The sequence below is a fragment of the Streptomyces sp. CNH189 genome, from assembly GCF_000527195.1.
In genome coordinates this window covers 261,596-285,202 of record NZ_AZUS01000007.1, presented here as the reverse complement: position 1 = coordinate 285,202, position 23,607 = coordinate 261,596, and the positions used below count along the sequence as shown (strand labels likewise).

The 23,607-nt window shown below is 73.3% G+C and carries 21 protein-coding genes; 15 read left to right on the top strand and 6 right to left on the bottom strand.

Annotated elements, in window-relative coordinates:
* The first annotated feature begins 184 nt into the window (after positions 1-184).
* Positions 185-655 carry a DUF6099 family protein gene (locus tag B100_RS0112690; RefSeq protein ID WP_024884816.1) on the top strand — a complete coding sequence of 157 codons (471 nt, stop codon included), beginning with the start codon at positions 185-187 and terminating at the stop codon, positions 653-655.
* 42 nt (positions 656-697) lie between these two features.
* Here the strand turns inward: B100_RS0112690 and B100_RS0112685 are convergent, their stop codons facing one another.
* Complete coding sequence (locus tag B100_RS0112685; RefSeq protein ID WP_024884815.1) at positions 698-886, bottom strand: hypothetical protein; 189 nt, start codon at positions 884-886, stop codon at positions 698-700.
* A 265-nt stretch (positions 887-1,151) separates the two neighbouring features.
* Between B100_RS0112685 and B100_RS0112680 the strand changes: the two genes are divergently transcribed.
* From B100_RS0112680 to argF, 5 genes are all read left to right on the top strand, one after another.
* A complete protein-coding gene (locus B100_RS0112680) occupies positions 1,152-2,075 on the top strand; it encodes an LLM class F420-dependent oxidoreductase (RefSeq protein WP_024884814.1) in 924 nt (307 codons plus the stop codon).
* A 258-nt stretch (positions 2,076-2,333) separates the two neighbouring features.
* Positions 2,334-3,797, top strand: a complete 1,464-nt coding sequence (locus B100_RS0112670; protein WP_024884812.1) for a 3' terminal RNA ribose 2'-O-methyltransferase Hen1 — start codon at positions 2,334-2,336, stop codon at positions 3,795-3,797.
* Positions 3,794-6,352, top strand: a complete 2,559-nt coding sequence (locus tag B100_RS0112665; RefSeq protein WP_024884811.1) for a polynucleotide kinase-phosphatase — start codon at positions 3,794-3,796, stop codon at positions 6,350-6,352. The genes B100_RS0112670 and B100_RS0112665 overlap by 4 nt, the downstream gene beginning before the upstream one ends.
* A gap of 115 nt (positions 6,353-6,467) precedes the next feature.
* Positions 6,468-7,691 (top strand): arginine deiminase, encoded by a 1,224-nt coding sequence (locus tag B100_RS0112660; RefSeq protein WP_024884810.1) that lies wholly within the window; start codon positions 6,468-6,470, stop codon positions 7,689-7,691.
* A gap of 72 nt (positions 7,692-7,763) precedes the next feature.
* Entirely contained in the window at positions 7,764-8,771 is a 1,008-nt protein-coding gene (argF, locus tag B100_RS0112655; protein WP_024884809.1) for an ornithine carbamoyltransferase, read from the top strand.
* A 32-nt stretch (positions 8,772-8,803) separates the two neighbouring features.
* On the opposite strand, the gene B100_RS0112650 is transcribed toward argF, so the two are convergent.
* Complete coding sequence (locus B100_RS0112650) at positions 8,804-9,247, bottom strand: ATP-binding protein (RefSeq protein ID WP_037722640.1); 444 nt, start codon at positions 9,245-9,247, stop codon at positions 8,804-8,806.
* Positions 9,248-9,561: 314 nt separating this feature from the next.
* On the opposite strand from B100_RS0112650, the gene B100_RS0112645 reads away from it, so the two are divergent.
* Both B100_RS0112645 and B100_RS0112640 read left to right on the top strand, forming a co-directional pair.
* Positions 9,562-10,389, top strand: coding sequence for an enoyl-CoA hydratase family protein (locus tag B100_RS0112645; RefSeq protein ID WP_024884807.1), 828 nt, complete (start codon positions 9,562-9,564; stop codon positions 10,387-10,389).
* Positions 10,390-10,394: 5 nt separating this feature from the next.
* Complete coding sequence (locus tag B100_RS0112640; RefSeq protein WP_078540884.1) at positions 10,395-12,779, top strand: bifunctional salicylyl-CoA 5-hydroxylase/oxidoreductase; 2,385 nt, start codon at positions 10,395-10,397, stop codon at positions 12,777-12,779.
* Between the two features lie 15 nt (positions 12,780-12,794).
* Here B100_RS0112640 and B100_RS0112635 read toward each other — a convergent pair whose 3' ends face one another.
* Both B100_RS0112635 and B100_RS0112630 read right to left on the bottom strand, forming a co-directional pair.
* Positions 12,795-13,688, bottom strand: coding sequence for a PaaX family transcriptional regulator C-terminal domain-containing protein (locus tag B100_RS0112635; RefSeq protein WP_024884805.1), 894 nt, complete (start codon positions 13,686-13,688; stop codon positions 12,795-12,797).
* Between the two features lie 34 nt (positions 13,689-13,722).
* The gene (locus tag B100_RS0112630) at positions 13,723-15,333 is read right to left on the bottom strand and encodes an AMP-binding protein (protein WP_024884804.1); all 1,611 of its coding nucleotides are present in this window, start codon (positions 15,331-15,333) and stop codon (positions 13,723-13,725) included.
* A gap of 117 nt (positions 15,334-15,450) precedes the next feature.
* Here B100_RS0112630 and B100_RS0112625 point away from each other — a divergent pair, with 117 nt between their 5' ends.
* Genes B100_RS0112625 through B100_RS0112615 form a run of 3 tightly spaced genes read left to right on the top strand, consistent with a single transcriptional unit; the run spans position 15,451 to position 17,839 of the window.
* Complete coding sequence (locus B100_RS0112625) at positions 15,451-16,578, top strand: acyl-CoA dehydrogenase family protein (RefSeq protein ID WP_024884803.1); 1,128 nt, start codon at positions 15,451-15,453, stop codon at positions 16,576-16,578.
* A complete protein-coding gene (locus B100_RS0112620) occupies positions 16,575-16,973 on the top strand; it encodes a RidA family protein (RefSeq protein ID WP_024884802.1) in 399 nt (132 codons plus the stop codon). Before B100_RS0112625 ends, B100_RS0112620 begins: the two co-directional genes overlap by 4 nt.
* Positions 16,974-17,014: 41 nt before the next feature.
* A complete protein-coding gene (locus tag B100_RS0112615; protein WP_024884801.1) occupies positions 17,015-17,839 on the top strand; it encodes an alpha/beta fold hydrolase in 825 nt (274 codons plus the stop codon).
* A 60-nt stretch (positions 17,840-17,899) separates the two neighbouring features.
* Here the strand turns inward: B100_RS0112615 and B100_RS0112610 are convergent, their stop codons facing one another.
* Entirely contained in the window at positions 17,900-18,079 is a 180-nt protein-coding gene (locus B100_RS0112610; RefSeq protein ID WP_024884800.1) for a DUF5999 family protein, read from the bottom strand.
* Positions 18,080-18,328: 249 nt separating this feature from the next.
* Between B100_RS0112610 and B100_RS0112605 the strand changes: the two genes are divergently transcribed.
* Together B100_RS0112605 and B100_RS34835 are read left to right on the top strand one after the other, a co-directional pair.
* A complete protein-coding gene (locus tag B100_RS0112605; RefSeq protein WP_024884799.1) occupies positions 18,329-18,769 on the top strand; it encodes a DUF6299 family protein in 441 nt (146 codons plus the stop codon).
* 124 nt (positions 18,770-18,893) lie between these two features.
* Entirely contained in the window at positions 18,894-19,739 is an 846-nt protein-coding gene (locus B100_RS34835; protein WP_024884798.1) for a hypothetical protein, read from the top strand.
* A gap of 108 nt (positions 19,740-19,847) precedes the next feature.
* Here the strand turns inward: B100_RS34835 and B100_RS0112595 are convergent, their stop codons facing one another.
* Complete coding sequence (locus B100_RS0112595) at positions 19,848-20,909, bottom strand: helix-turn-helix domain-containing protein (protein ID WP_024884797.1); 1,062 nt, start codon at positions 20,907-20,909, stop codon at positions 19,848-19,850.
* 259 nt (positions 20,910-21,168) lie between these two features.
* Between B100_RS0112595 and B100_RS0112590 the strand changes: the two genes are divergently transcribed.
* Positions 21,169-21,369: a hypothetical protein gene (locus tag B100_RS0112590; protein WP_024884796.1), complete on the top strand. Its 201-nt coding sequence runs from the start codon at positions 21,169-21,171 to the stop codon at positions 21,367-21,369.
* A gap of 129 nt (positions 21,370-21,498) precedes the next feature.
* The gene (locus B100_RS0112585; protein ID WP_024884795.1) at positions 21,499-23,544 is read left to right on the top strand and encodes a flotillin family protein; all 2,046 of its coding nucleotides are present in this window, start codon (positions 21,499-21,501) and stop codon (positions 23,542-23,544) included.
* Positions 23,545-23,607: the final 63 nt, after the last annotated feature.

The following is a 23,607-nucleotide window of genomic DNA, read 5'->3' as shown; positions in this document are numbered from 1 at the left end:
AAGCGACGCGCACACTCCGTTCTCACGCTCCGTGTTCGATAAGTCGATCCGGCTCGAATTGTTGTCCGCAGATTTCGGACTTCCTCTGGCCTTTTGTCTCACAGAGCTTCACTCTGGGTAGTGAACAAGGGAGTTCAACGGATGCGGACGCGTGGGCAGCGCGTCGGACAGACGGGGGCAGCGCATGGACGCTGTGCGGCTCATCGTGAAGAGCAGGAAGGCCCTGGCCGCCGGCGTCGGTGTGCCGGAGCTGCTGACCGAGGTGTGGCAGGCGCAGGCGCTGGCCCAGGCGATAGGGAGCCGCCTGGCCGTCGCCGGCCCGCCCGAACTGCGCGGTGAGGCACAAGGGCTGGCCGAGCTGGCAGGCCGGGGCTGCGGGGTGCTGGACCATGCCCCGCCCACCCCCGGCAAGCCGCGCGCGGCCAAGCTGACCGACCTGGGCGAGACCCGCCCGTGCCTCACGCATCTCGGCGGTCTCCTCGGCGACGTCGGCATCGCCCTGGTCGGCATCGCCTGCGCCGCCGACGACGAGGCCACGTACTGGAGTTGCGTGGAGGCCATCGACGCGGCCGACGAGGCGCGCGACCGCGTCCGGGACATGCTCCGCAAGCTGGCGGAGCGCGACGCGGCCTTACTCGGGCGGGAGGCCGGCTGACCGCGCCGCCCCTCCCGCACGCCCGCCCCTCTGCGAGGACCCTCAGCGGCCCCCGCTCTCCTCCACGGCTCCGCCGCCCCCGCCCGGCCCGGACCCCGTGGCCCGCAGATCCGCGTCCAGCGCGGACAGGTCCGCGTTCAGCGCCGCCATCAGCTCCTCCATCTGCCGCAGCAGCCCCGACGGCGGCCCGTCTTCCGCCCCGCCCCGCAGCGGCACGCTTCCCTCGGACATGACGGCCTCCCCAGCCCATGGCCCCACCGGGGGGCCGACACAGTGACACCCCGGCGCACCCACCGGCCGACGCGGGCGCCGGGTGCTCCGGCTCCAGCCGAGCCAACGATCTTTCTCACCCCCGGTCACTGCCGGTCCACGCCCCGCGCGGGGTCCCGGCCGCGATTCACCCGCCCGTGGCCCACGGGAGCGCACGCGCATGGCCCCGGGGCGCGCCCGGTGATCCGCGCGCGCCCGCGCGCCCCGGAGCGTGCAGGATGGAGTCATGGATCTTCGCATCTTCACCGAGCCCCAGCAGGGGGCCACCTACGACACCTTGCTCACCGTCGCCAAGGCCACCGAGGACCTGGGTTTCGACGCCTTCTTCCGCTCCGACCACTACCTGAGCATGGGCTCCGGCGACGGCCTGCCCGGGCCCACCGACGCCTGGATCACCCTCGCCGGACTCGCCCGCGAGACCAAGCGCATCCGGCTCGGCACGCTGATGACGGCCGGCACCTTCCGGCTCCCCGGCGTGCTCGCCATCCAGGTCGCCCAGGTCGACCAGATGTCCGGCGGCCGGGTCGAACTGGGCCTGGGCGCCGGCTGGTTCGAGGAGGAGCACAAGGCGTACGGCATTCCCTTCCCCAAGGAGAAGTTCGCGCGCCTCGAGGAGCAGCTGGAGATCGTCACCGGCCTGTGGGCCACCGAGGCCGGCCAGACCTTCGACCACCACGGCACCTACTACGACCTCACCAAGTCGCCCGCGCTGCCCAAGCCGGCCCAGTCCAAGGTGCCCGTGCTGATCGGCGGCCACGGCGCCAAGCGGACCCCGCGCCTCGCGGCCCGGTTCGCGGACGAGTTCAACATCCCCTTCGCGTCGGTCGAGGACTCCGCGGCCCAGTTCCAGCGGGTCCGCGACGCCGCCCGTGAGGCCGGACGCGACCCCGGCGACCTCGTCTACTCCAACGCGCTGGTGGTCTGCGTCGGCCGGAGCGACCAGGAGGTCGCCCGCCGCGCCGCCGCGATCGGCCGCGAGGCCGACGAGCTCAAGGCCAACGGCCTCGCGGGCTCCCCGGCCGAGGTCGTCGACAAGATCGGCCGCTACGCCGAGACCGGCTCCAGCCGTGTCTACCTTCAGGTCCTCGACCTGTCCGACCTGGACCACCTGGAGCTGATCTCCTCCGAGGTCCAGTCCCAGCTGTCCTGAACCAGCTGTCCTGAACCAGCTGTCCTGAACCGGCTGTCCCGACCCGGCCGGCATGACCCGGTCGTCCCGACCCGGTCGTCCCGACCCGGTTCCGCAGCGGGGCCGTCCCCACCAGGGGGCGGCCCCGCTCCGCGTACGCCCCCGCGCCCCCGGTACGAGAAATGCGCGGACCGCCGCGAGACCTTCCCTGTACGTTGGGCCGACACCGGAATCCCGGTGTGTACCCGCAGCTCAGAAGGTGTCTCGAGGTGTGACCCCGTGTTCCTGACGATCAGTACCACCGGCTCCGCGCAGCGTCCGGCGACCGACCTCGGTTATCTGCTGCACAAGCATCCCGAGAAGGCGCAGGCGTTCTCCACGTCGTACGGCACGGCCCACGTCGTCTACCCCGAGGCGGACGCCGAACGCTGCACGGCGGCGCTGCTGCTGGAGGTCGACGCGGTGGCACTGGTCCGGCGCGGCAAGGGCAAGGGCCGCGGCGGCGCCCCCGACGCCGCCCTCGCGCAGTACGTCAACGACCGTCCCTACGCGGCCTCTTCACTCCTCGCCGTCGCCCTCGGCGCCGTCTTCTCGAGTGCCGTGCGCGGCGTCTGCACCGCCCGCCCGGAGCTCGTGGGCGTCCCGCTGCCGCTGCGCATCGAGGTGCCGGCGCTACCCGCACGCGGCGGCGCCGACCTCGTCCGCCGGCTGTTCGAGCCTCTCGGCTGGACGGTCACCGCCGAGCCCGTACCGCTGGACACGGAGTTCCCCGACTGGGGCGACTCGCGCTACGTACGCCTGAGCCTGGAGGCCGGCATCCTCACCCTCGCCGAGGCGCTGCGCCACCTCTACGTGCTGCTCCCCGTCCTCGACGACTCCAAGCACTACTGGGTCTCCCCGGACGAGGTCGACAAGCTGCTGCGCGTCGGCGACGGCTGGCTGCCCGGCCACCCCGAGCGGGAGCTGATCACCCGCCGCTACCTCTCGCACCGCTGGTCGCTGACCCGGCAGGCGAAGGAGCGGCTGGAGCTGGTCCGGCTGGCCGAGGCGGACGACAGCGAGGTCGACGAGCTCGACAACGCCGTCGAGCCGGAGGCCGAGGACGAGGAGAAGCCGGCCCCGCTCGCGGTGCAGCGCCGCGAGGCGATCCTGTCCGTGCTGCGGACGTCCGGCGCCGCCCGGGTGCTGGACCTCGGCTGCGGGCAGGGTCAGCTGGTGCAGGCGCTGCTGCGGGACCCGGCGTTCACCGAGATCGTCGGTGTCGACGTGTCGATGCGGGCGCTCACCATCGCCTCCCGGCGGCTGAAACTGGACCGCATGGGAGAGCGGCAGGCGTCCCGCGTCACCCTCCTCCAGGGCTCCCTCGCCTACACCGACAAGCGCCTCAAGGGCTACGACGCCGCCGTGCTCAGCGAGGTGATCGAGCACCTCGACCTGCCCCGGCTGCCCGCCCTGGAGTACGCGGTGTTCGGGTCGGCCCGCCCCCGGACCGTCTGTGTCACCACCCCGAACGTCGAGTACAACGTCCGCTGGGAGAGCCTGCCGGCCGGGCACGTCCGGCACGGCGACCACCGTTTTGAATGGACCCGCGAGGAGTTCCGCGGCTGGGCCCGCACCGTCGCCGAACGGCACGGCTACGCCGTGGAGTTCCTGCCCGTCGGGCCGGACGACCCCGAGGTCGGCCCGCCCACCCAGATGGCCGTGTTCCGGCTCGGCACTCCGAAGGAGGCGAAGGCCGCATGACCACCACCGACACCACCGCCGCCGCACGCGGCCGTGCCCTGCCGGTCACCGACCTGTCCCTGGTCGTGCTGATCGGCGCCTCCGGCTCGGGCAAGTCCACCTTCGCGCGGCGTCACTTCAAGCCGACGGAGGTCATCTCCTCCGACTTCTGCCGGGGTCTGGTCGCCGACGACGAGAACGACCAGAGCGCCTCCCGTGACGCCTTCGACGTGCTGCACTACATCGCGGGCAAGCGCCTCGCGGCGGGCCGCCGCACCGTCGTCGACGCCACCAGCGTCCAGCAGGACGCCCGCCGACAGCTGATCGACCTGGCCAGGCAGCACGACGTGCTGCCCGTCGCCATCGTGCTGGACGTGCCCGAGGAGGTGTGCGCCGAGCGCAACGCGGCCCGCACGGACCGCGCCGACATGCCCCGCCGGGTGATCCGCCGCCACACCCGCGAACTCCGCCGCAGCCTGCGCCACCTGGAGCGGGAGGGCTTCCGCAAGGTGCACGTGCTGCGCGGCGTGGAGGAGATCGAGCACGCGAGCGTCGTCACCGAGAAGCGGTTCAACGACCTCACCCACCTCACCGGGCCGTTCGACATCGTCGGCGACATCCACGGCTGTTCCTCGGAGCTGGAGGCGCTGCTCGGCAAGCTGGGCTACGTCGACGGAGTCCACCCGGAGGGCCGCACCGCGGTGTTCGTCGGCGACCTCGTCGACCGGGGACCCGACAGCCCCGGCGTGCTGCGCCGTGTCATGACGATGGTGAAGTCGGGCAACGCCCTGTGCGTGCCCGGCAACCACGAGAACAAGTTCGGCCGCTACCTGAAGGGCCGCAACGTCCAGCACACCCACGGACTCGCCGAGACCATCGAGCAGATGGCGGGCGAGAGCGAGGAGTTCCGCGCCGAGGTGCGGGAGTTCGTCGACGGACTGGTCAGCCACTACGTCCTCGACGGCGGCCGGCTGGTGGTCTGCCACGCCGGTCTGCCGGAGAAGTACCACGGCCGCACCTCCGGCCGGGTCCGCAGCCACGCCCTGTACGGCGACACCACCGGGGAGACCGACGAGTTCGGGCTGCCCGTGCGCTACCCGTGGGCCGAGGACTACCGCGGCCGGGCCGCCGTCGTCTACGGGCACACGCCCGTCCCGGAGGCGACCTGGCTGAACAACACCATCTGCCTGGACACCGGTGCCGTGTTCGGCGGCAAGCTCACCGCGCTGCGCTGGCCGGAGCGCGAGCTGGTCGACGTACCGGCCGGGCAGGTCTGGTACGAGCCGGTCCGTCCGCTGCGCACCGAGGCGCCCGGCGGCCACGAGGGGCGCCCGCTGGACCTGGCGGACGTGCACGGCCGGCGCGTGGTGGAGACCCGGCACATGGGCCGGGTGTCCGTGCGCGAGGAGAACGCGGCGGCGGCCCTGGAGGTGATGAGCCGCTTCGCGCTCGACCCGCGGCTGCTGCCGTACCTGCCGCCGACCATGGCGCCCACCGCGACCTCGCAGCTCGACGGCTACCTGGAGCACCCGGTGGAGGCCTTCGCCCGCTACGAGCAGGACGGCGTCGCCCGGGTGGTGTGCGAGGAGAAGCACATGGGCTCGCGCGCGGTCGCCCTGGTGTGCCGCGACGCGGGCGTGGCGGCCCGGCGGTTCGGCGCGGCCGGGGGTGAGACGGGGTCGCTGTACACCCGTACCGGCCGGCCGTTCTTCGACGACGCCGCCGTCGCCGAGGAGATACTCGGCCGGCTGCGCACGGCGGTCACCGAGGCCGGGCTCTGGGAGGAGCTGGAGACGGACTGGCTGCTGCTGGACGCCGAGCTGATGCCCTGGTCGCTGAAGGCGTCCGGGCTGCTGCGCACGCAGTACGCGGCGGTCGGCGCCGCGGCCGGCGCGGTCTTCCCGGCCGCCCTGTCGGCGCTGGAGGGCGCGGCGGCCCGCGGGGTGGACGTGGGGGAGCTGCTGGACCGCCAGCGCGAGCGCGCCGGATCGGCGGCGGGGTTCACCGACGCGTACCGCCGCTACTGCTGGACGACCGACGGGCTGGACGGCGTGCGTCTCGCGCCGTTCCAGATCCTCGCCGTCCAGGGCCGCAGTCTGGCCGCCCTGCCGCACGACCGGCAGCTCGCCCTGCTCGACCGCATGGTCGAGCACGACGGCACCGGCCTGCTGCGGACCACCCGCCGGCTCTACGTGGACACCGCCGACCCCGAGTCTGTGCGGGCCGGCGTGGACTGGTGGCTGGAGATGACCGGACGCGGCGGCGAGGGCATGGTCGTCAAGCCGGCCGGGGCCCTGGCCCGCGACGGCGCCGGGCGCCTGGTGCAGCCCGGCATCAAGTGCCGAGGCCGGGAGTACCTGCGGATCATCTACGGTCCCGAGTACACCCGCCCGGAGAACCTGGCCCGGCTGCGGTCCCGCTTCCTCGGCCACAAGCAGTCCCTCGCGCTGCGCGAGTACGCGCTCGGTCTGGAGGCCCTGGACCGCCTCGCCGACGGGGAGCCGCTGTGGCGGGTCCACGAGCCGGTGTTCGCGGTCCTCGCCCTGGAGTCGGAGCCGGTCGACCCGCGCCTGTGAGGCGGGCGGGGGGCGGAGGGCCGTCGCCCTCCGCCCCCGCCGCGGTTCCGCGTGCGGCGGACGGGATTCGCGGAGGGCAGGGGTGAACCCGGGTCCGGGCGGTCAGGATGGAGGCATGACCTACCACGTCGACTCCGAGGCCGGGCGGCTGCGCCGCGTCATCCTGCACCGGCCCGATATCGAGCTCAAAAGGCTCACCCCCAGCAACAAGGACGCCCTGCTCTTCGACGACGTGCTCTGGGTACGCCGGGCGCGCGCCGAGCACGACGGTTTCGCCGACGTGCTGCGCGACCGCGGTGTCACCGTCCACCTCTTCGGCGACCTGCTGTCCGAGACGCTGGAGCTCCCCGAGGCCCGCGCGCTCGTCCTGGACCGGGTCTTCGACGAGAAGGAGTACGGTCCGCTGGCCACCGACCACCTCCGCGCCGCGTTCGAGACGCTGCCCGCGCAGGAGCTGGCCGAGGTGCTGGTGGGCGGGACGACCAAGCGGGAGTTCCTGGACGCCCACCCGGAGCCGGTGTCCGTGCGCTTCCACGCCATGGAGCTCGACGACTTCCTGCTCGGCCCGTTGCCCAACCACCTCTTCACCCGCGACACCTCCGCCTGGATCTACGACGGGGTCGCGATCAACGCCATGCGGTGGCCGGCCCGGCAGCGCGAGACGGTGCACTTCGAGGCGATCTACCGGCACCACCCGTTGTTCCGCAAGGAGTCCTTCCACCTCTGGTCCGAGGGGCAGGCCGACTACCCGTCCACCATCGAGGGCGGGGACGTGCTGGTCATCGGCAACGGCGCGGTGCTGATCGGGATGAGTGAGCGCACCACCCCGCAGGCCGTGGAGATGCTCGCGCACAAACTGTTCGCGGCCGGCTCGGCCCGCACCATCGTCGCCCTGGACATGCCGAAGAGACGTGCGCTGATGCACCTCGACACCGTGATGACCATGGTCGACGGGGACACCTTCACCCAGTACGCGGGTCTCGGCATGCTCCGCTCCTACACCATCGAGCCGGGCGCCGACGAGAAGGAGCTGAAGGTCACCGACCACCCGCCGGAGCACATGCACCGGGCGATCGCCGCCGCGCTGGGCCTGAGCGAGATCCGCGTGCTGACCGCCACCCAGGACGTGCACGCGGCGGAGCGGGAGCAGTGGGACGACGGCTGTAACGTGCTGGCCGTCGAACCGGGCGTGGTCGTCGCCTACGAGCGGAACGCCACCACCAACACCCACCTGCGTAAACAGGGCATCGAGGTGATAGAGATCCCGGGCAGCGAGCTGGGCCGGGGCAGGGGCGGGCCGCGCTGCATGAGCTGCCCCGTGGAGCGGGACGCCGTATAGACGCGCTGTATAGAATTGCAGATCGTCGTATAGACTTCCATGGTTCGTGTCCCCCATCCCTGGAGCGCCCCCATGGCGACAGTCCCGACCCCCCTCGCCGGCCGTCACTTCCTCAAGGAGGTCGACTTCACCGCGGAGGAGTTCCGCGGCCTGCTGGAGCTGGCCGCGGAGCTGAAGGCCGCCAAGCGGGCCGGGACCGAGACGCCGTACCTGCGCGGCAGGAACATCGCGCTGATCTTCGAGAAGACCTCGACGCGCACTCGCTGCGCCTTCGAGGTCGCCGCCGCCGACCAGGGCGCTTCCACGACCTACCTCGACCCCTCCGGCTCGCAGATCGGCCACAAGGAGTCCGTGAAGGACACCGCTCGGGTGCTGGGCCGGATGTACGACGGGATCGAGTACCGGGGCGACAGCCAGGACAAGGTGGAGGAGCTGGCCGCCTACGCGGGCGTCCCCGTCTACAACGGCCTCACCGACGACTGGCACCCCACCCAGATGCTCGCCGACGTGCTCACCATGACCGAGCACAGCGACAAGCCGCTCACGGAGATCGCCTTCGCCTACCTCGGCGACGCCCGCTTCAACATGGGCAACTCCTACCTGGTCACCGCGGCCCTGCTGGGCATGGACGTGCGCATCGTCGCCCCGAAGACCTACTGGCCCGCGCAGGAGGTCGTCGACCGGGCCCGCGAGCTCGCCGCGACCAGCGGCGCCCGCATCACGCTCACCGAGGAGATCGCCGAGGGGGTTGCCGGCGCCGACTTCGTCGCCACCGACGTCTGGGTGTCCATGGGGGAGCCCAAGGACGTCTGGGGCGAGCGGATCGCCGCCCTCGCGCCGTACGCGGTGACCATGGACGTGCTGCGCGCCACCGGCAACCCGGGCGTCGGCTTCCTGCACTGCCTGCCGGCCTTCCACGACCTGGGCACCGCGGTCGGCCGGGACGTGTACGAGGCGCACGGCCTCGAGTCGCTGGAGGTGACCGACGAGGTGTTCGAGTCGGCGCACTCGCTGGTCTTCGACGAGGCCGAGAACCGCATGCACACCATCAAGGCGGTCCTGGTCGCCACCCTCGGCTGAGCCACCGGCGCCGGTCCGGCGGCCCCGGAGACTCAGACCGGGCGCCGCTGACCCGGCAGCCGGAACCACACGGCCTTGCCGGACTCGGTGGGGCGGTGCCCGCAGGACGAGCTGAGCATGCGGATCAGCAGCAGCCCGCGCCCGTGCTCCTGCCACGGATCGGGCAGGTCCGGGTTGGGCCGGGTGAGGTCACGGGGCGGCTCCGGGTCGGCGTCGTGCACCTCCACCTGGAAACCGGTCGGCAGCAGCCGTACGACCAGCTCTATCGGGGCGGGGCCCGAGGTGTGCTCCACGGCGTTCGCCACCAGTTCCGCCGTCAGCAGCTCCGCCGTGTCGCAGTCGGCGGTGTGGTCCCGCTCGGCCAGCGCCGTGCGCACCAGCGCACGCGCGACCGGCACTGCCGCGGTGGTGTGCGGCAGCGCGACGCGCCAGGAGGTGGGTGCGGCGGGGGGTTCGTACACAGTGGTTCCGTTCATGGAGCAGGCGCTCCCGTGTTCGAGTGCCCATGGTACGGCGCACGGAACCCGGGCCCCGCCCGGGGAGGGGCGGTACCGCGGCCCTGCCGGGGCGCGCCGTCCGGAGCTGCGCCCCGGCACCGGCGGCCTACCCGCGCCGCGGCCCCGCCTCGCGCACCCGCCCGCACCGTTACCGAGGCGTCGACGATCCGTGACGCGTGTGACGGCGCCCGAACGGCGTATCGCGCAGTCGTGACGACAGTCACCGACGGGTGATAACTTCGAGGGGCAGACCTCAGTGAGCCGCGCAGTGCCCGCCCGAGGAGGCCGCCCTCATGAGTCCCTTCACCGGCTCCGCCGCCCGCACCGCGCGCTGGGAGCATCTGCGCGTCGAGCTCGCCGACGGCGTCGCCACCGTCACCCTCGCCCGCCCCGACAAACTGAACGCGCTCACCTTCGGCGCCTACGCCGACCTGCGCGACCTGCTCGCCGAGCTGTCACGGGAGCGTGCCGTGCGCGCCCTGGTGCTGGGCGGGGAGGGCCGCGGCTTCTGCTCCGGCGGTGACGTCGACGAGATCATCGGCGCCAGCCTCGGCATGGACACCGCCCGGCTGCTCGACTTCAACCGGATGACCGGCCAGGTGGTCCGGGCCGTACGGGAGTGCCCGTTCCCGGTGGTCGCCGCGGTGCACGGGGTGGCGGCCGGCGCCGGCGCGGTCCTCGCGCTGGCCGCGGACTTCCGGGTCGCCGACCCCACCGCCCGCTTCGCCTTCCTGTTCACCCGGGTCGGCCTGTCCGGCGGCGACATGGGCGCGGCCTACCTGCTGCCCCGCGTCGTCGGCCTCGGCCACGCCACCCGGCTGCTGATGCTGGGCGAACCGGTGCACGCGCCGGAGGCCGAACGCATCGGCCTGATCAGCGCGCTCGCCGACGAGGGCGGCGCGGACACGGCGGCCCGGGACCTGGCCCGCCGCCTCGCCGACGGCCCGGCGCTCGCGTACGCCCAGACCAAGGCCCTGCTGACGGCCGAGCTGGACATGCCGCTCGCGGCGTCGGTGGAACTGGACGCCTCCACCCAGGCCCTCCTGATGCACGGCGAGGACTACGCGGAGTTCCACGCCGCCTTCACGGAGAAGCGCCCCCCGAAGTGGCGGGGGAGGTGACCCCGATGCTGTCGACTCCCTCAGGGGCGCGGGGAACCGCGCGACCAGCCACAACGAACCCGCACCCGCCGACGAGGGCGAACAACCCCCTACGCGTGGCGATCGTCGGAGGAGGCCCAGGGGGCCTCTACGCCGCGGCCCTCCTCAAACGCCTGGACCCGACCAGGGACATCACTCTCTGGGAACGCAACGCCCCCGACGACACCTTCGGCTTCGGAGTCGTCCTCTCCGACGAGACCCTCGGCGGCATCGAACACGCCGACCCCGAGGTCTACACCGCCCTCCAGGCGGAATTCGTCCGCTGGGACGACATCGACATCGTCCACCGCGGCACCCGCCACACCTCCGGAGGACACGGCTTCGCCGCCCTCGGCCGGCGCCGCCTGCTGGAGATCCTCCACGACCGCTGCCGCGCCCTCGGCGTCGAACTCCGCTTCCGGGCGGAGGCGCCCGACCCGGCCCGCCTCGCGGAGTCGTACGACCTGGTGATCGCCGCCGACGGCGTGCACAGCACCACCCGCGCGGCCTTCGCGGACGTCTTCCGCCCGACCGTCACCTCGCACCGCTGCCGCTACATCTGGCTGGCCGCCGACTTCGCCTTCGACGCCTTCCGCTTCGAGATCGCGGAGACCGAACACGGCGTGATGCAACTGCACGGCTACCCCTTCTCCGCCGACGCCTCCACCGTGATCGTCGAGATGCGCGAAGAGGTGTGGCGGGCCGCCGGGTTCGACGAGCTCGACGAGACCGGGTCCGTCGAACGCTGCGCCAAGATCTTCGCCGACGCGCTCGGCGGACGCCCGCTGCGCTCCAACAACTCGGCCTGGACCACCTTCCGCACGGTGGTCAACGCGCACTGGTCGCACGGGAACGTCGTGCTGCTCGGCGACGCCGCCCACACCGCCCACTTCTCCATCGGCTCCGGCACCAAGCTCGCCGTGGAGGACGCGCTCGCCCTCGCCGCCTGCCTGAGCGAACACCCCTCGCCCGACGACGCCCTCCACGCCTACGAGGCCGAGCGCAGGCCCGTCGTCGCCTCCACCCAGCGCGCCGCCCGCGCCAGCCTGGAGTGGTTCGAGAACGTCTCCCTGTACCTTCACCAGCCGCCCCGCCAGTTCGCCTTCAACCTGCTCACCCGCAGCCGCCGCGTCACGCACGACAACCTGCGCCTGCGGGACGCCCGGTTCACCGAGTCCGTGGAGAGCGGGTTCGGCTGCCCGCCCGGCACACCCCCGATGTTCACGCCGTTCCGGCTGCGCGGCCTCACCCTGCGCAACCGGGTGGTGGTCTCCCCCATGGACATGTACTCGGCGGCCGACGGGGTGCCCGGCGACTTCCACCTCGTCCACCTGGGCGCCCGCGCGCTGGGCGGTGCGGGCCTGGTGATGACGGAGATGGTGTGCGTGAGCCCGGAGGGCCGGATCACGCCCGGCTGCGCCGGTCTGTGGTCCGGCAGGCAGGCGGAGGCGTGGCGTCGGATCACCGACTTCGTGCACACCCGCGCGCCGGGGACGGCCGTCGGCGTGCAGCTGGGGCACAGCGGACGCAAAGGCTCGACCAAGCTGATGTGGGAGGGCATGGACGAGCCGCTGGACGACGGCAACTGGCCGCTGGTCGCCGCGTCCGCGCTGCCGTACAAGCCGGGCAGCCGGACGCCCCGTGAACTGTCCCGCGCCCAGCTCACCGACCTGCGCGAGCAGTTCACGGCCGCCGCGGTGCGCGCCGCGCGGGCCGGCTTCGACCTGCTCGAACTGCACTGCGCGCACGGCTACCTGCTCTCCGGCTTCCTCTCACCGCTCACCAACCGGCGTACCGACGCCTACGGCGGCTCCCTGGAGAAGCGGCTGCGCTTCCCGCTGGAGGTGTTCGACGCGGTGCGCGCGGTGTGGCCGGGGGACCGGCCGATGACCGTGCGGATCTCCGCGACCGACTGGGCCGAGGGCGGTACGACGGCACAGGACGCGGTCGCCGTCGCACGCGCCTTCGCCGAGCACGGGGCCGACGCGATCGACGTCTCGACCGGGCAGGTCGTGGCCGACGAGGAACCGGAGTTCGGCCGCTCCTACCAGACGCCGTTCGCCGACCGGGTGCGCAACGAGGTCCGCGTCCCGGTGGTCGCGGTCGGCGCGATCTCCTCCTGGGACGACGTCAACTCCCTGATCCTGGCCGGGCGTACCGACCTGTGCGCGCTGGCCCGCCCGCACCTGTACGACCCGCACTGGACGCTGCACGCGGCCGCCGAGCAGGGCTACGAGGGCCCGGGCGTGGCCTGGCCCCCGCAGTACCGCGCGGGCAGCCGCCCGCCGCGCACCGGCCGGACCGACGCCCCCAAACCCCGGCGCACCCTCTCCGACCCGCCGCTCGCACAGGCCCCGGCGCCCGGGGCGTGAACCCGGAGGCGCGCCTCAGTCCGCGTCGAGGTCCGCCGTAGGGTCCGACGCGGGGGCCGCCGCCGGGTTCGCCGTAGGGGTCGACGCGGGGGCCGCCTCAGGGTTCGCGAACTCCGCGCCCGCGTCACGCAGTCGCTCGTGCAGCGCCTGGAAGACGGACGCCGAGCGGGTGCCGGGCCACTCCGCGGGGAGCAGCGCGGCGGGCAGGCCCGGGTCGGTGTAGGGCAGGTGACGCCAGGAGTCCAGGGCGAGGAGGTAGTCGCGGTAGGCCTCCTCCGGCGGGGTGTCCGCGCGCCGCTCCCAGGCCCGCAGCACGGGCGCGTGCCGCTCGAGGAACGCCTCGTGCCGCTCCGCGATCGCCTCCAGGTCCCACCAGCGGGCCACGGCCTCAGTGGTGGCCGCGAACCCGAGGTGATCGCCCCGGAACAGGTCGACGTACCCGTCCAGGCGCAGGCGCTCCAGGGCGTGCCGGGTCTCCTCGTACAGCCGGGACGGGGCGATCCACACCCCGGGCGCCGCCGTGCCGAAGCCGAGACCGGACAGCCGGGAGCGCAGCAGGTGCCGCTTCTGCCGCTGGGACTCCGGCACCGAGAACACCGCGAGCACCCAGCCCTCGTCACCGGGCGGCGCGGTGGCGTAGATCCGCCGGTCACCGTCCTCCAGCAACTGGCGCGCCTCGCCGGACAGTTCGTAGCCCGCCGCGCCCTGTGCGGTGCGGGCGGGCAGGAGCAGTCCGCGCCGCTTGAGCCGGGACACGGACGAACGCACGGACGGGGCGTCCACGCCGACGGCGGCCAGCAGCCGGATCAGCTCCGCGACGGGCACCGGGCCCGGTACGAAGCGGCCGTAGGCGCCGTAGAGCGTGACGATGAGGGACCGTGGAGCATGCTGGTCGGACACGTTGATCATCTTAGGTCGTGCCCGAGGGCCCCGTTCCCCGGCATCAGTCCTGGTCGCCTCGGGTGCCGGCGCCCGTGCGCAGCCGGAACCGCTGGAGCTTGCCGGTCGCCGTGCGCGGCAGCGTGTCCAGGAACACGATCTCCCGGGGGCACTTGTACGGCGCCAGCTCCGCCTTCACGAAGGCCCGCAGCGCCTCCGCGTCCCGCTCCGCGCCCTCCTCGAGCACCGCGTACGCCACCACGACCTGACCGCGCGCCTCGTCGGGGCGGCCGACCACCGCCGCCTCCACCACGTCCGGATGGCGCAGCAGGGCGTCCTCGACTTCGGGCCCGGCGATGTTGTACCCGGCCGAGATGATCATGTCGTCGGCGCGGGCCACGTACCGGAAGTAGCCGTCCGGGTCCCGGACATACGTGTCACCGGTGATGTTCCAACCGCCCCGCACGTAGTCCCGCTGGCGCGGGTCGGCCAGGTAGCGGCAGCCGACGGGACCACGCACCGCGAGCAGTCCCGGCTCCCCGTCGGGCACCGGGACGCCGTCCGCGTCCTGCACCCGCGCCTGCCAGCCCGGCACCGGGACGCCGGTGGTGCCGGGGCGGATGTCCTCGTCCGCGGCGGAGACGAAGATGTGCAGCAGCTCGGTGGCGCCGATGCCGTTGATGACGCGCAGTCCGGTGCGCTCCTGCCACGCCCGCCAGGTCGCCGCCGGCAGGTTCTCGCCCGCGGAGACGCAGCGGCGCAGGCTCGTGAGGTCGTGGGCGTCCGCCTCGGCCAGCATCGCCCGGTAGGCGGTGGGCGCGGTGAACACCACCGTCACGCGGTGCTCCGCGATCGCCGCCAACAGCTGCGGGGGATGCGCCTGTTCGAGCAGCAGGGCGCTCGCGCCGGCCCGCAGCGGGAACACCACGAGACCGCCGAGGCCGAAGGTGAAGCCGAGTGGGGGACTGCCGGCGAACACGTCGTCGTCGACCGGCTTGAGGACGTGCCGGGAGAAGGTGTCCGCGATCGCCAGCACGTCCCGGTGGAAGTGCGCGCAGCCCTTGGGCTTCCCGGTGGTGCCGGACGTGAAGGCGATCAGGGCGACGTCGTCGGCGGCCGTGGGCACCGCCTCGAACGGCCCGTCGGGTGCCGGGCGGCGCAGCAGGTCGTCCCGGGAGTCCCCGCCGTACGTGGCGATGCGCAGACCCGGGACCTCGGCCTTGACCAGGTCGTCGACGGACCGGATGTCGCACAGGGCGTGCCGGACCTCGGCGAGCGCGCAGACGGTGGCGAGTTCGTGCGGGCGCTGCTGGGCCAGCACGGTGACGGCGACCGCGCCCGCCTTCAGCACCGCCAGCCAGCAGGCGGCCAGCCAGGGCGTGGTCGGGCCGCGCAACAGCACCCGGTTGCCCGGGACCACCCCGAGGTCGCCGGTGAGCAGGTGGGCCAGCCGGTCCACCCGGGCGCGCAGCTCGCCGTACGTCCAGGCCGGGCCGTCCGGTGTACGGAACACCGGGCGGTCGTCGGGCTGGCCGTGCAGCAGTTCGGCGGCGCAGTTCAGCCGCTCGGGATAGCGCAGCTCCGGCAGGTCGAAGAGGAGCTCGGGCCACTCGTCGGGTGGCGGGAGATGGTCGCGGGCGAAGGTGTCGACGTGCGCGGTGGCCCGTGGCTTCATGTCGATCCGCCCCCTTGGCGTGGTGGGCTCGCACCGTGAGCGTATCGTGTTGGTGACGGCAGTCAACAGTCCGCGATAACCTCGGGAGTGGCCCAGCGGCGAGGGAAGGGACCGGCGATGACCGCATTCTCGCTCGAACCGGCACAACTCGCCCGGTGCGCGGAGCTGCGTGACCTGGGCGCCGAACGGCTCCGTCCGCTCGCCGAGAAGGGCGAACCGGGCCGCGTCAACCGCGCCCTCGTCGCCGAGTTGGGCGCCCTCGGGCTGCTCGCCCGGCTGTTCACCTCGGGCGCGCTGGAGCTGTGCCTGATGCGCGAGTCCCTCGCCCGCACGTGCACCGAGGCGGAGACCGCCCTCGCCCTCCAAGGGCTCGGCGCCCATCCCGTGCACGCCCACGGCACCCCCGCACAACGCGAGCGCTGGCTCCCCCGGGTGGGTGACGGCACCGCGATCGCGGCCTTCGCCCTGTCCGAACCGGGCGCCGGCTCGGACGCGGCGGCGCTGTCCCTGTCCGCGGAGCCCGACGGCACGGGCCGCCGGCGGCTCACCGGCGAGAAGTGCTGGATCTCCAACGCCCCCGACGCCGACTTCTACACCGTCTTCGCGCGCACCACCCCCGGGGCCGGCGCACGCGGGGTCACCGCGTTCCTGGTGCCTGCCGACCGGCCCGGCCTGACCGGCAGCCGGCTCGACATGATCTCCCCGCACGCCCTCGGCGCCCTGCGCTTCGACGGTGTGCCGGTGACCGACGACGACGTCCTCGGGGAGCCCGACGCCGGCTTCCGGGTGGCCATGGACACCCTCAACCTGTTCCGGCCCAGCGTCGGCGCCTTCGCCGTCGGGATGGCGCAGGCCGCCCTGGACGCGACCGTCACCCACACCGCCAGGCGGGACGCCTTCGGCGGACGGCTGAAGGACCTCCAGTCCGTCGCCCACCAGGTCGCCGAGATGTCGGTGCGCACCGAGGCGGCCCGCCTGATGGTCTACGCGGCGGCCACCGCGTACGACGAGGGCGCCGCCGACGTCCCCCGGCGCTCCGCGATGGCGAAGCTGCTGGCCACCGAGACCGCCCAGTACGTCGTCGACACGGCCGTCCAGCTGCACGGCGCCCGCGCCCTGCGCCGCGGCCACCTGCTCGAACACCTCTACCGCGAGGTCCGCGCCCCCCGCATCTACGAAGGGGCGAGCGAGGTCCAGCGCGGCATCATCGCCAAGGAGCTGTACAAGACCCTGGAGGACCGGTGACCGCCGAGCGCGTCAACCCGCCCGACCTGGCCCCGGCGGCCGGCTTCTCGCACGCCGTCGTCGCCACCGGCACACGCCTGGTGTTCCTCGCCGGGCAGACCGCCCTCGACGGCGACGGGAAGATCGTCGGCGACACCCTGCCCGAGCAGTTCACCCGCGCCCTCGGCAACCTGCTCACCGCGCTGCGGGCCGCCGGCGGCACACCCGCCGACCTGGCCCGCGTCACGGTCTACGCCACCGACGTCGCCGCCTACCGCGCACACGCCCGCGAACTCGGCGGTGTGTGGCGCGACTTGGCGGGCCGCGACTACCCGACGATGGCGGTCGTCCAGGTGGTCCGGCTGTGGGACGAGGAGGCGATGGTCGAACTCGACGGCTTCGCCCTGCTCCCGTGAGCCGCCGGGCGCGCCCGGCCCACGCCTCCTAGCCTGGGGTGATGCCGGAGATCGAGCTGAGCGCGGGCACCGTCGAGTACGAGGACACGGGCGGCGAGGGACCCGTCGTCGTGCTGCTGCACGGACTCCTCCACGACGCCTCCGTCTGGCGGAACGTCGTCGCCGAACTGCGCGCCGGTCACCGGATCCTCGCGCCGACCCTCCCGTACGGCGCGCACCGCAGGCCCATGACCCGCCCGCCCACACCGGACCTGGTCAACGAGCTGATCGCGGAGTTCCTCGACCGGCTGGACCTCGAAGACGTCACCCTCGTGGAGAGCGACTGCGGACGCGCCCAGACGGTCGCCGCCCGGCACCCCGAGCGACTGGCCCGGCTGGTGCTGATCTCCTGCGAGGCCTTCGACAACTACCCGCCCGGACCGCCCGGCAGGATGATCGGCCTCGCCTGCCGCGTGCCCGGCGGCGTCCCCCTCCTGATCCGCACCCTGGGCTGGAAGCCCCTGCGCCGGCTGCCCGTCGGCTTCGGCGCGCTCACCAAGCGCCCGGTGCCGGACGAGATCGTCGACCGCTGGCTGCGGCCCCTGCGCACCGACCCGGCGATCCGCCGCGACTTCCGCCACTACATCACGCATGTCCGGCGCACGGAACTCCTCGAGGCGGCACAGGGGTTGCGGTACTTCGACCGCCCCGCGCTGATCGTCTGGGCGAGGGAGGACCTGATGATGCCCCGCGAACACGGCCGCCTGCTGGCGGAACTGCTGCCGCAGGGGCGGCTGGTGGAGTTGAGGAACACCCGCACCCTGATCGCCGAGGACCGCCCGCAGAGGTTGGCCTCGCTGCTGCGGTGGTTCGTGACGGAGGGCTGAGCCTGCCCCTTCAGGGGCGCGGGGAACTGCGCGAACGGTCACTCGGGCAGGGGGCGCCCCTCACGCCGCGACCGCCAGCCGGTGCGGAGCGACGACACGGCCGTCGGGGCGCAGTTCCCCCGTGTCGTCGAAGACGATCGAGCCGTCGCACAGCAGGGTCCACCCCTGCTCGGGGTGGGCGGCCACCACGTGCGGGGCGGGGGAGTCGGCGGGGTCGCAGGACGTCCGGTGGGCACACATGGCGCACCTCCACATCGGTGGAACGATCCGAACTTGACGTACGAGCGCGTCGTACAGCACGACCATGCGGCGGCCGGGGCACCCGCCGATACGGCCGGGCGGGAAGCGTGACAGTCCCCGGACACTCCCGGGACGGTTCCCCGACGGCCGAGGCGGCTCCGCCACCGAAGGGTGACGATGAGTGGCCGTGCCCCCGCACGGCGGGTACTGCTGGAGGTCACCCTTCCGCCCTTCTCCGGAGGTTCCCCCATGCCAGTACGCCACGTCCTCGGCACGGCGGCCGGTGCCGCCCTGCTGCTGCTCGGCACCGCCGTCGCGGCCCCCTCGGCATCCGCGTCCGCCGTTCCCGAGGAGTACGTGACGGTGGACCCGGAGGGCCGCGTCACCGCCGACGGCGCCGTGACCCTCTCCGGTACCTACCGCTGCACCGCCGGCACCGGCCCCGTCTTCGTCAGCTCCTCCGTCAGCCAGGGCACGCCCACGATCAACTACGGCATCGGCGGCACCGGCGCGGTGTGCGACGGTGAGGAGCACCGCTGGCAGAACAGCGGCACCGCCCCGCGGAACGCCCTGGCGGCCGGTCCCGCCCGGGTGGAGGCCACCGTCCTGGAACTGCGCGGCAGCGGCCTCCTGGTGATCCCCGTCCCGCACGCCGTGAGCCACGAGGACGTCACCCTCGTCGAGGGCTGACCGCCCCTCACCCGCCGGGGGCCGCGCCCGCCGCCCCCGCTGCCGAGCCCCGGAAGCACCCCGGCGGACGTTCTGCCGGGCACGGGCATGGACCGGGGCACCCCACGGCCGCCACCGTGTTCCCATGGTCCGACTCGCCCACACGGTGGTCCTCGCCCCCGTCCCGCGCCCCTGGCTCGTCGACGCCCTCGGCGTCCTCATGGACCTCGCCGAGAGCAGTCGCACGGAGGCGGGGTACGTCCTGCTGCCCGACGGACGCGAGGTGCCGGACGTGCGGCTGGTCGAAGGACGCCACCTGCGCCCGGGCGCCGTCTACGAGAGCGTCGCGGAGGAGACCGGGAGCTCCGACGGCACCGACCGCACCGACGGAACCTCGGACACCGGGTACGACAAGGGGGACGCCGGGGCCGCCGCCGGTGAGACGGTGCGCGTCACCGTCGAGGAGTGGCGCCGTACCCGGGCGGTGCGTCTCGCCGTCGCGGCGTCCGCGCCCGACGGCGTCCTCTCGGCACATGCCGTGCTGCGCGGCCCGGACAGCCCGGACCTGGTCGAACTGACGGGCCGCGCACGCATCGAGAACGTGTGGTCCGCGCTGTCCCGGCCGAGCGGCGACGCCGTCCTGCGGTGCGAGGACTGGTGGACGGCGGCGGACCGGGACCGCCCCGCGCGCAAGGCACCGCTGCGTATCCGGCTGACGTGCGGCATCGCCCGCGCCGAGCTGGTGGCCCTCCCGCGTCCCGCGCGCGAGGACGACGGCTGGGAGGTGAGGGTGACGGCGCGTCTGCGTGGCCGGGGCGCGCTCCGCCCGGTCGCCTCGCTCGCCCTGCGCCTGTTCCGCCGCCCCCTCGCCCGCGCCTGGGGGCGGGCCCTGGACGACTTCGCCGCGCAGTGGAACACCGAGGTGCCACAGCTGACGGCCCTGGGCCCGGAGGACCTGCGCCGCGAAATCCTCCCGGAACCGCAGCCGTAACTGTGGGCGGTGCCGGTGCCGGGGCCGTAGCTGTAGGCGGAGACCGGGTCGGCGTTCGGGACGGAGGTGGAGGCCGGGCCGTCGGCCCGGCCCGGCCCGCGCGCCGGCTCAGGCCGCGGCGGCCGGCCAGTCCAGCAGGCGGGCCCCGATGACCGCCGTCTGCAGCATGTACCGGTGCGCCGGGTCCCCGGGGTCCGCGCCGGTGAGCCGGTGGATCCGCTCCAGCCGGTACGTCAGCGCCCGCACGCTCAGGGAGAGCCGCCGGGCCGCCTCGGCGGCGACGCAGCCGGAGTCGAAGTAGGCGGTGAGCGTGTCGATGAGCGGCCCGGCCCCGCCGCGGGCCTCGGTCAGCGGACCCAGGGTGTTGTGCACCAGGTCGGCCATGGCCTGCCGGTCGCGGGCCAGCACGGGGTAGACGAGCAGGTCGGAGGCGCGCAGCACCGGGTCGTCCATGCCCAGCCGCTCGGCGATCTCCAGGGCGTTGAGCGCCTCCTCGTACGACTGGACGACCCCGCCGGGGCCGGACTGCGGGCGTCCGAGGGCGACCTGTCCGCCGTCGGTGGCGGCGTGCGCCTGCTTGGCGAAGTGGATGAGCACCTCGCCCTGGTGGCCGGGCGCGATGCACAGCAGCCGCCCGTCCTTGGTGGTGAGCAGGATGCTGCGGTCGCCGAACCGGGAGATCAGCGCGCGCTCCACCTGCCGGGGCACCGGGTCGCCCTCCTCGTAGGCGACGGGCCCCCGGGCGACGGCGACCGCGTGCTCGTGGGACAGCCGCAGCCCGAACCGCTCGGCGCGCTCGGCCAGCCGGCCCAGGTCGCTGCGGCCGTAGAGCAGGTCGTCGATGAACTCCCGCCGTGCCGCCTCCTCCTGACGGACCGCCTGCCGCTGCGCCCGCTCGTACCCCTCGGCGAACGCGTCCACGACCTGCTGCACGGCCGCGAGGGCGTCGTCGGCCGCGTCCGTGCCGCGCGCCGGCCACGCGCCGCGCGCCCCGGCGAGATGGGCGATGACGAGGGAGCGCAGACCGAAGCCGGCCTCCGCGGCCTGTTCCCCGAGGGCGCGGCGGGAGGCGAGTTCGTCCCGGGTGAGGCGCCTGCCCGTGGCCGCGACCTCGGCCAGGATCTGGGCATAGCCCTCCAGATACTGCTCCGGAAGGTCTCGTTCCGTCACGTCGTCCCCCCAACTCTTGACGCGTTCCTGATGCGGTTCCGCGCCGACTGCGACTGCGTCCATGGCGGCTCACCGGCATGCAGACCCTAATGAACTTTGCCGGGATCCGGCAATGCATTGTGCACCCCCGACCGGGCAGCATGACTCGCGGGGAGCACTGCGCAGGTTCCGGTGCCGGACACCGGCAGGTGTCCGCGCCGGAACCGGAGGGGAGCAGTGCTACCCGATGACGTCGACCGATGGACGGAAGGGGGCGGGGATGCGCGGCTTCGTGAAGGGTGCCGACGGTCTGACCGCCCCCCGCCGCACGGGCCCGCTGCACCGCAGCGCCCCTGACGAACCCATGCCGTCCCGGTCCCCGCGCACCCGCGGTGCGGACCGGGACGGCACGGCGCGCCCGGCGCGCCACACCGCGGACGCCGTCCGTCCGCATCCGGCGCAGAACCGCTCCGCCGGCTGAGCCGTCTCCCTCTCCACCGGACGCCACCGCCTCGCCCGCGCGAGGCACCACACCCTTGAGGCACCTCGCCCGCGAGGCGCCGTACACACCCGACTTCTGCCCTTATGTCAGCCCAGAAGGACGTGTCCCATGGATGCCGCCACCGTGGGCATCGCCGTACTCGCCGGCGCCGCCCTGTTGCTCGTGCTCATCGGTCTGCTGCTCGTCACCAAACTGTTCCGCAAGGTGGAACAGGGCAAGGCGCTGATCGTCTCCAAGACCCGCAAGGTCGATGTGACCTTCACCGGCTCGGTCGTGCTGCCGGTGCTGCACAAGGCCGAGGTGATGGACATCTCGGTGAAGACCATCGAGATCACCCGGGCCGGCAAGGAAGGCCTGATCTGCCGGGACAACATCCGGGCGGACATCCGCATCACGTTCTTCGTCAAGGTCAGCAAGACCGTCGAGGACGTCATCAAGGTCGCCCAGGCCGTCGGCACCGCCCGCGCCAGTGACCGCAACACCCTGCAGGAACTCTTCCACGCCAAGTTCTCCGAGGCGCTGAAGACCGTCGGCAAGCAGATGGACTTCACCGACCTCTACACCAAGCGCGAGGAACTGCGGTACCGCATCATCGAGGTCATCGGCGTCGACCTGAACGGCTACCACCTCGAGGACGCGGCGATCGACTACCTGGAGCAGACGCCGCTCACCCAGCTCGACCCGGGCAACGTCCTCGACGCGCAGGGCATCCGCAAGATCACCGAGCTGACCGCGGTGGAGCACGTCCGCACCAACGAGGCCCAGCGCAACGAGGAGAAGGAGATCACCCGGCAGGACGTCGACGCCCGCGAGGCGATCCTGGAGCTCCAGCGCCGGCAGACGGACGCCGAGATCAAGCAGAAGCGGGAGATCGAGACCGTGCGTGCCCGCGAGGAGGCGGAGACCGCGCGGGTGGTCGAGGAGGAGCGGCTGCGGGCGCAGAGCGCCTTCCTGAAGACCGAGGAACAGCTCGGCGTGCAGCGGGAGAACCAGGCCCGCGAGGTCGCCGTCGCCGCGAAGAACCGCGAGCGGGTCATCGCCGTGGAGAGCGAGCGGATCGAGAAGGACCGTCTGCTGGAGGTCATCGCCCGCGAGCGGGAGACCTCGCTGACCAGGATCGCCGCCGACAAGGAGGTCGAGGCGGAGAAGCGGGAGATCGCCGAGGTCGTCCGCGAGCGGGTGGCGGTGGACCGTACGGTCGCCGAGCAGGAGGAGTCCATCAAGAAGCTGCGGGCCGTCGAGGAGGCGGAGCGCCGGCGCCAGGCCGTGATCATCGCGGCGGAGGCCGAGGCGCAGGAGAAGCTGGTCAAGGACATCAAGGCCGCCGAGGCCGCCGAACAGGCCGCCACGCACCGAGCCGCCGAGGAACTCACCCTCGCTGAGGCCCGGTTGAAGACCGCCGACCTCGACGCACAGGCCAAGCTGCGGCTCGCGGAGGCCGTCCAGGCCGAGTCCGCCGCCGAAGGGCTCGCCGCGGTCCAGGTGCGGGACAAGGAGGCGGAGGTCATCGAGAAGGCGGGCCGCGCCGAGGCCGAGGCCACCGAGGCCCGGCTGCGCGCGGAGGCCGAGGGCGCGCGGGCCAAGGCGCTCGCCGAGGCGGAGGCCGTCGGCAGCAAGCTGCGGGCGGAGGCGGCCGGACTCACCGAGAAGGCGGCGGCGATGGCCGCGCTCGACGAGGCGTCCCGCGGTCACGAGGAGTACCGGCTGCGCCTCGAGGCCGAGAAGGACGTCCGGCTCGCCGGTCTCGACGTGCAGCGGCAGGTCGCGGAGGCCCAGGCCACCGTCCTCGCCACCGGCCTGGAGAACGCGGACATCAACATCGTCGGCGGGGACTCGGTGTTCTTCGACCGCCTGATGTCGTCCATCGCGCTCGGCAAGAGCGTGGACGGGTTCGTCAAGAACTCCGAGACCGCGCAGGCCCTCGCCGGGCCCTGGCTGGACGGCTCCGCCAGCTTCCCCGACGACCTGAGCCGCATCCTCGGCTCCGTCTCCACGGCCGACGTGCAGAACCTCACCGTGTCCGCCCTGCTGATGAAGCTGATGAAGCAGGGCGGCGAGAACACCGGGCAGTTCAAACAACTGCTCGATAAGGCGGGTGAGTTGGGTCTGGCGGACACTCCGCTGGCCGTGCTGAACGGCCACACCAGGGCCTGACCACCGTCCGTCCGGGAGCCGCCGCACAGGGGACGGCGGCTCCCGGACGGAACCCTCCCGAGA

Coding starts and splice junctions, on each gene's coding strand:
- B100_RS0112690 (WP_024884816.1), top strand. CDS start 185: ATGGACGCTGTGCGGCTCATCGTGAAGAGCAGGAAGGCCCTGGCCGCC.
- B100_RS0112685 (WP_024884815.1), bottom strand. CDS start 886: ATGTCCGAGGGAAGCGTGCCGCTGCGGGGCGGGGCGGAAGACGGGCCG.
- B100_RS0112680 (WP_024884814.1), top strand. CDS start 1,152: ATGGATCTTCGCATCTTCACCGAGCCCCAGCAGGGGGCCACCTACGAC.
- B100_RS0112665 (WP_024884811.1), top strand. CDS start 3,794: ATGACCACCACCGACACCACCGCCGCCGCACGCGGCCGTGCCCTGCCG.
- B100_RS0112660 (WP_024884810.1), top strand. CDS start 6,468: ATGACCTACCACGTCGACTCCGAGGCCGGGCGGCTGCGCCGCGTCATC.
- argF (WP_024884809.1), top strand. CDS start 7,764: ATGGCGACAGTCCCGACCCCCCTCGCCGGCCGTCACTTCCTCAAGGAG.
- B100_RS0112650 (WP_037722640.1), bottom strand. CDS start 9,247: ATGAACGGAACCACTGTGTACGAACCCCCCGCCGCACCCACCTCCTGG.
- B100_RS0112645 (WP_024884807.1), top strand. CDS start 9,562: ATGAGTCCCTTCACCGGCTCCGCCGCCCGCACCGCGCGCTGGGAGCAT.
- B100_RS0112640 (WP_078540884.1), top strand. CDS start 10,395: ATGCTGTCGACTCCCTCAGGGGCGCGGGGAACCGCGCGACCAGCCACA.
- B100_RS0112635 (WP_024884805.1), bottom strand. CDS start 13,688: ATGATCAACGTGTCCGACCAGCATGCTCCACGGTCCCTCATCGTCACG.
- B100_RS0112630 (WP_024884804.1), bottom strand. CDS start 15,333: ATGAAGCCACGGGCCACCGCGCACGTCGACACCTTCGCCCGCGACCAT.
- B100_RS0112625 (WP_024884803.1), top strand. CDS start 15,451: ATGACCGCATTCTCGCTCGAACCGGCACAACTCGCCCGGTGCGCGGAG.
- B100_RS0112615 (WP_024884801.1), top strand. CDS start 17,015: ATGCCGGAGATCGAGCTGAGCGCGGGCACCGTCGAGTACGAGGACACG.
- B100_RS0112610 (WP_024884800.1), bottom strand. CDS start 18,079: ATGTGTGCCCACCGGACGTCCTGCGACCCCGCCGACTCCCCCGCCCCG.
- B100_RS0112605 (WP_024884799.1), top strand. CDS start 18,329: ATGCCAGTACGCCACGTCCTCGGCACGGCGGCCGGTGCCGCCCTGCTG.
- B100_RS34835 (WP_024884798.1), top strand. CDS start 18,894: ATGGTCCGACTCGCCCACACGGTGGTCCTCGCCCCCGTCCCGCGCCCC.
- B100_RS0112590 (WP_024884796.1), top strand. CDS start 21,169: ATGCGCGGCTTCGTGAAGGGTGCCGACGGTCTGACCGCCCCCCGCCGC.
- B100_RS0112585 (WP_024884795.1), top strand. CDS start 21,499: ATGGATGCCGCCACCGTGGGCATCGCCGTACTCGCCGGCGCCGCCCTG.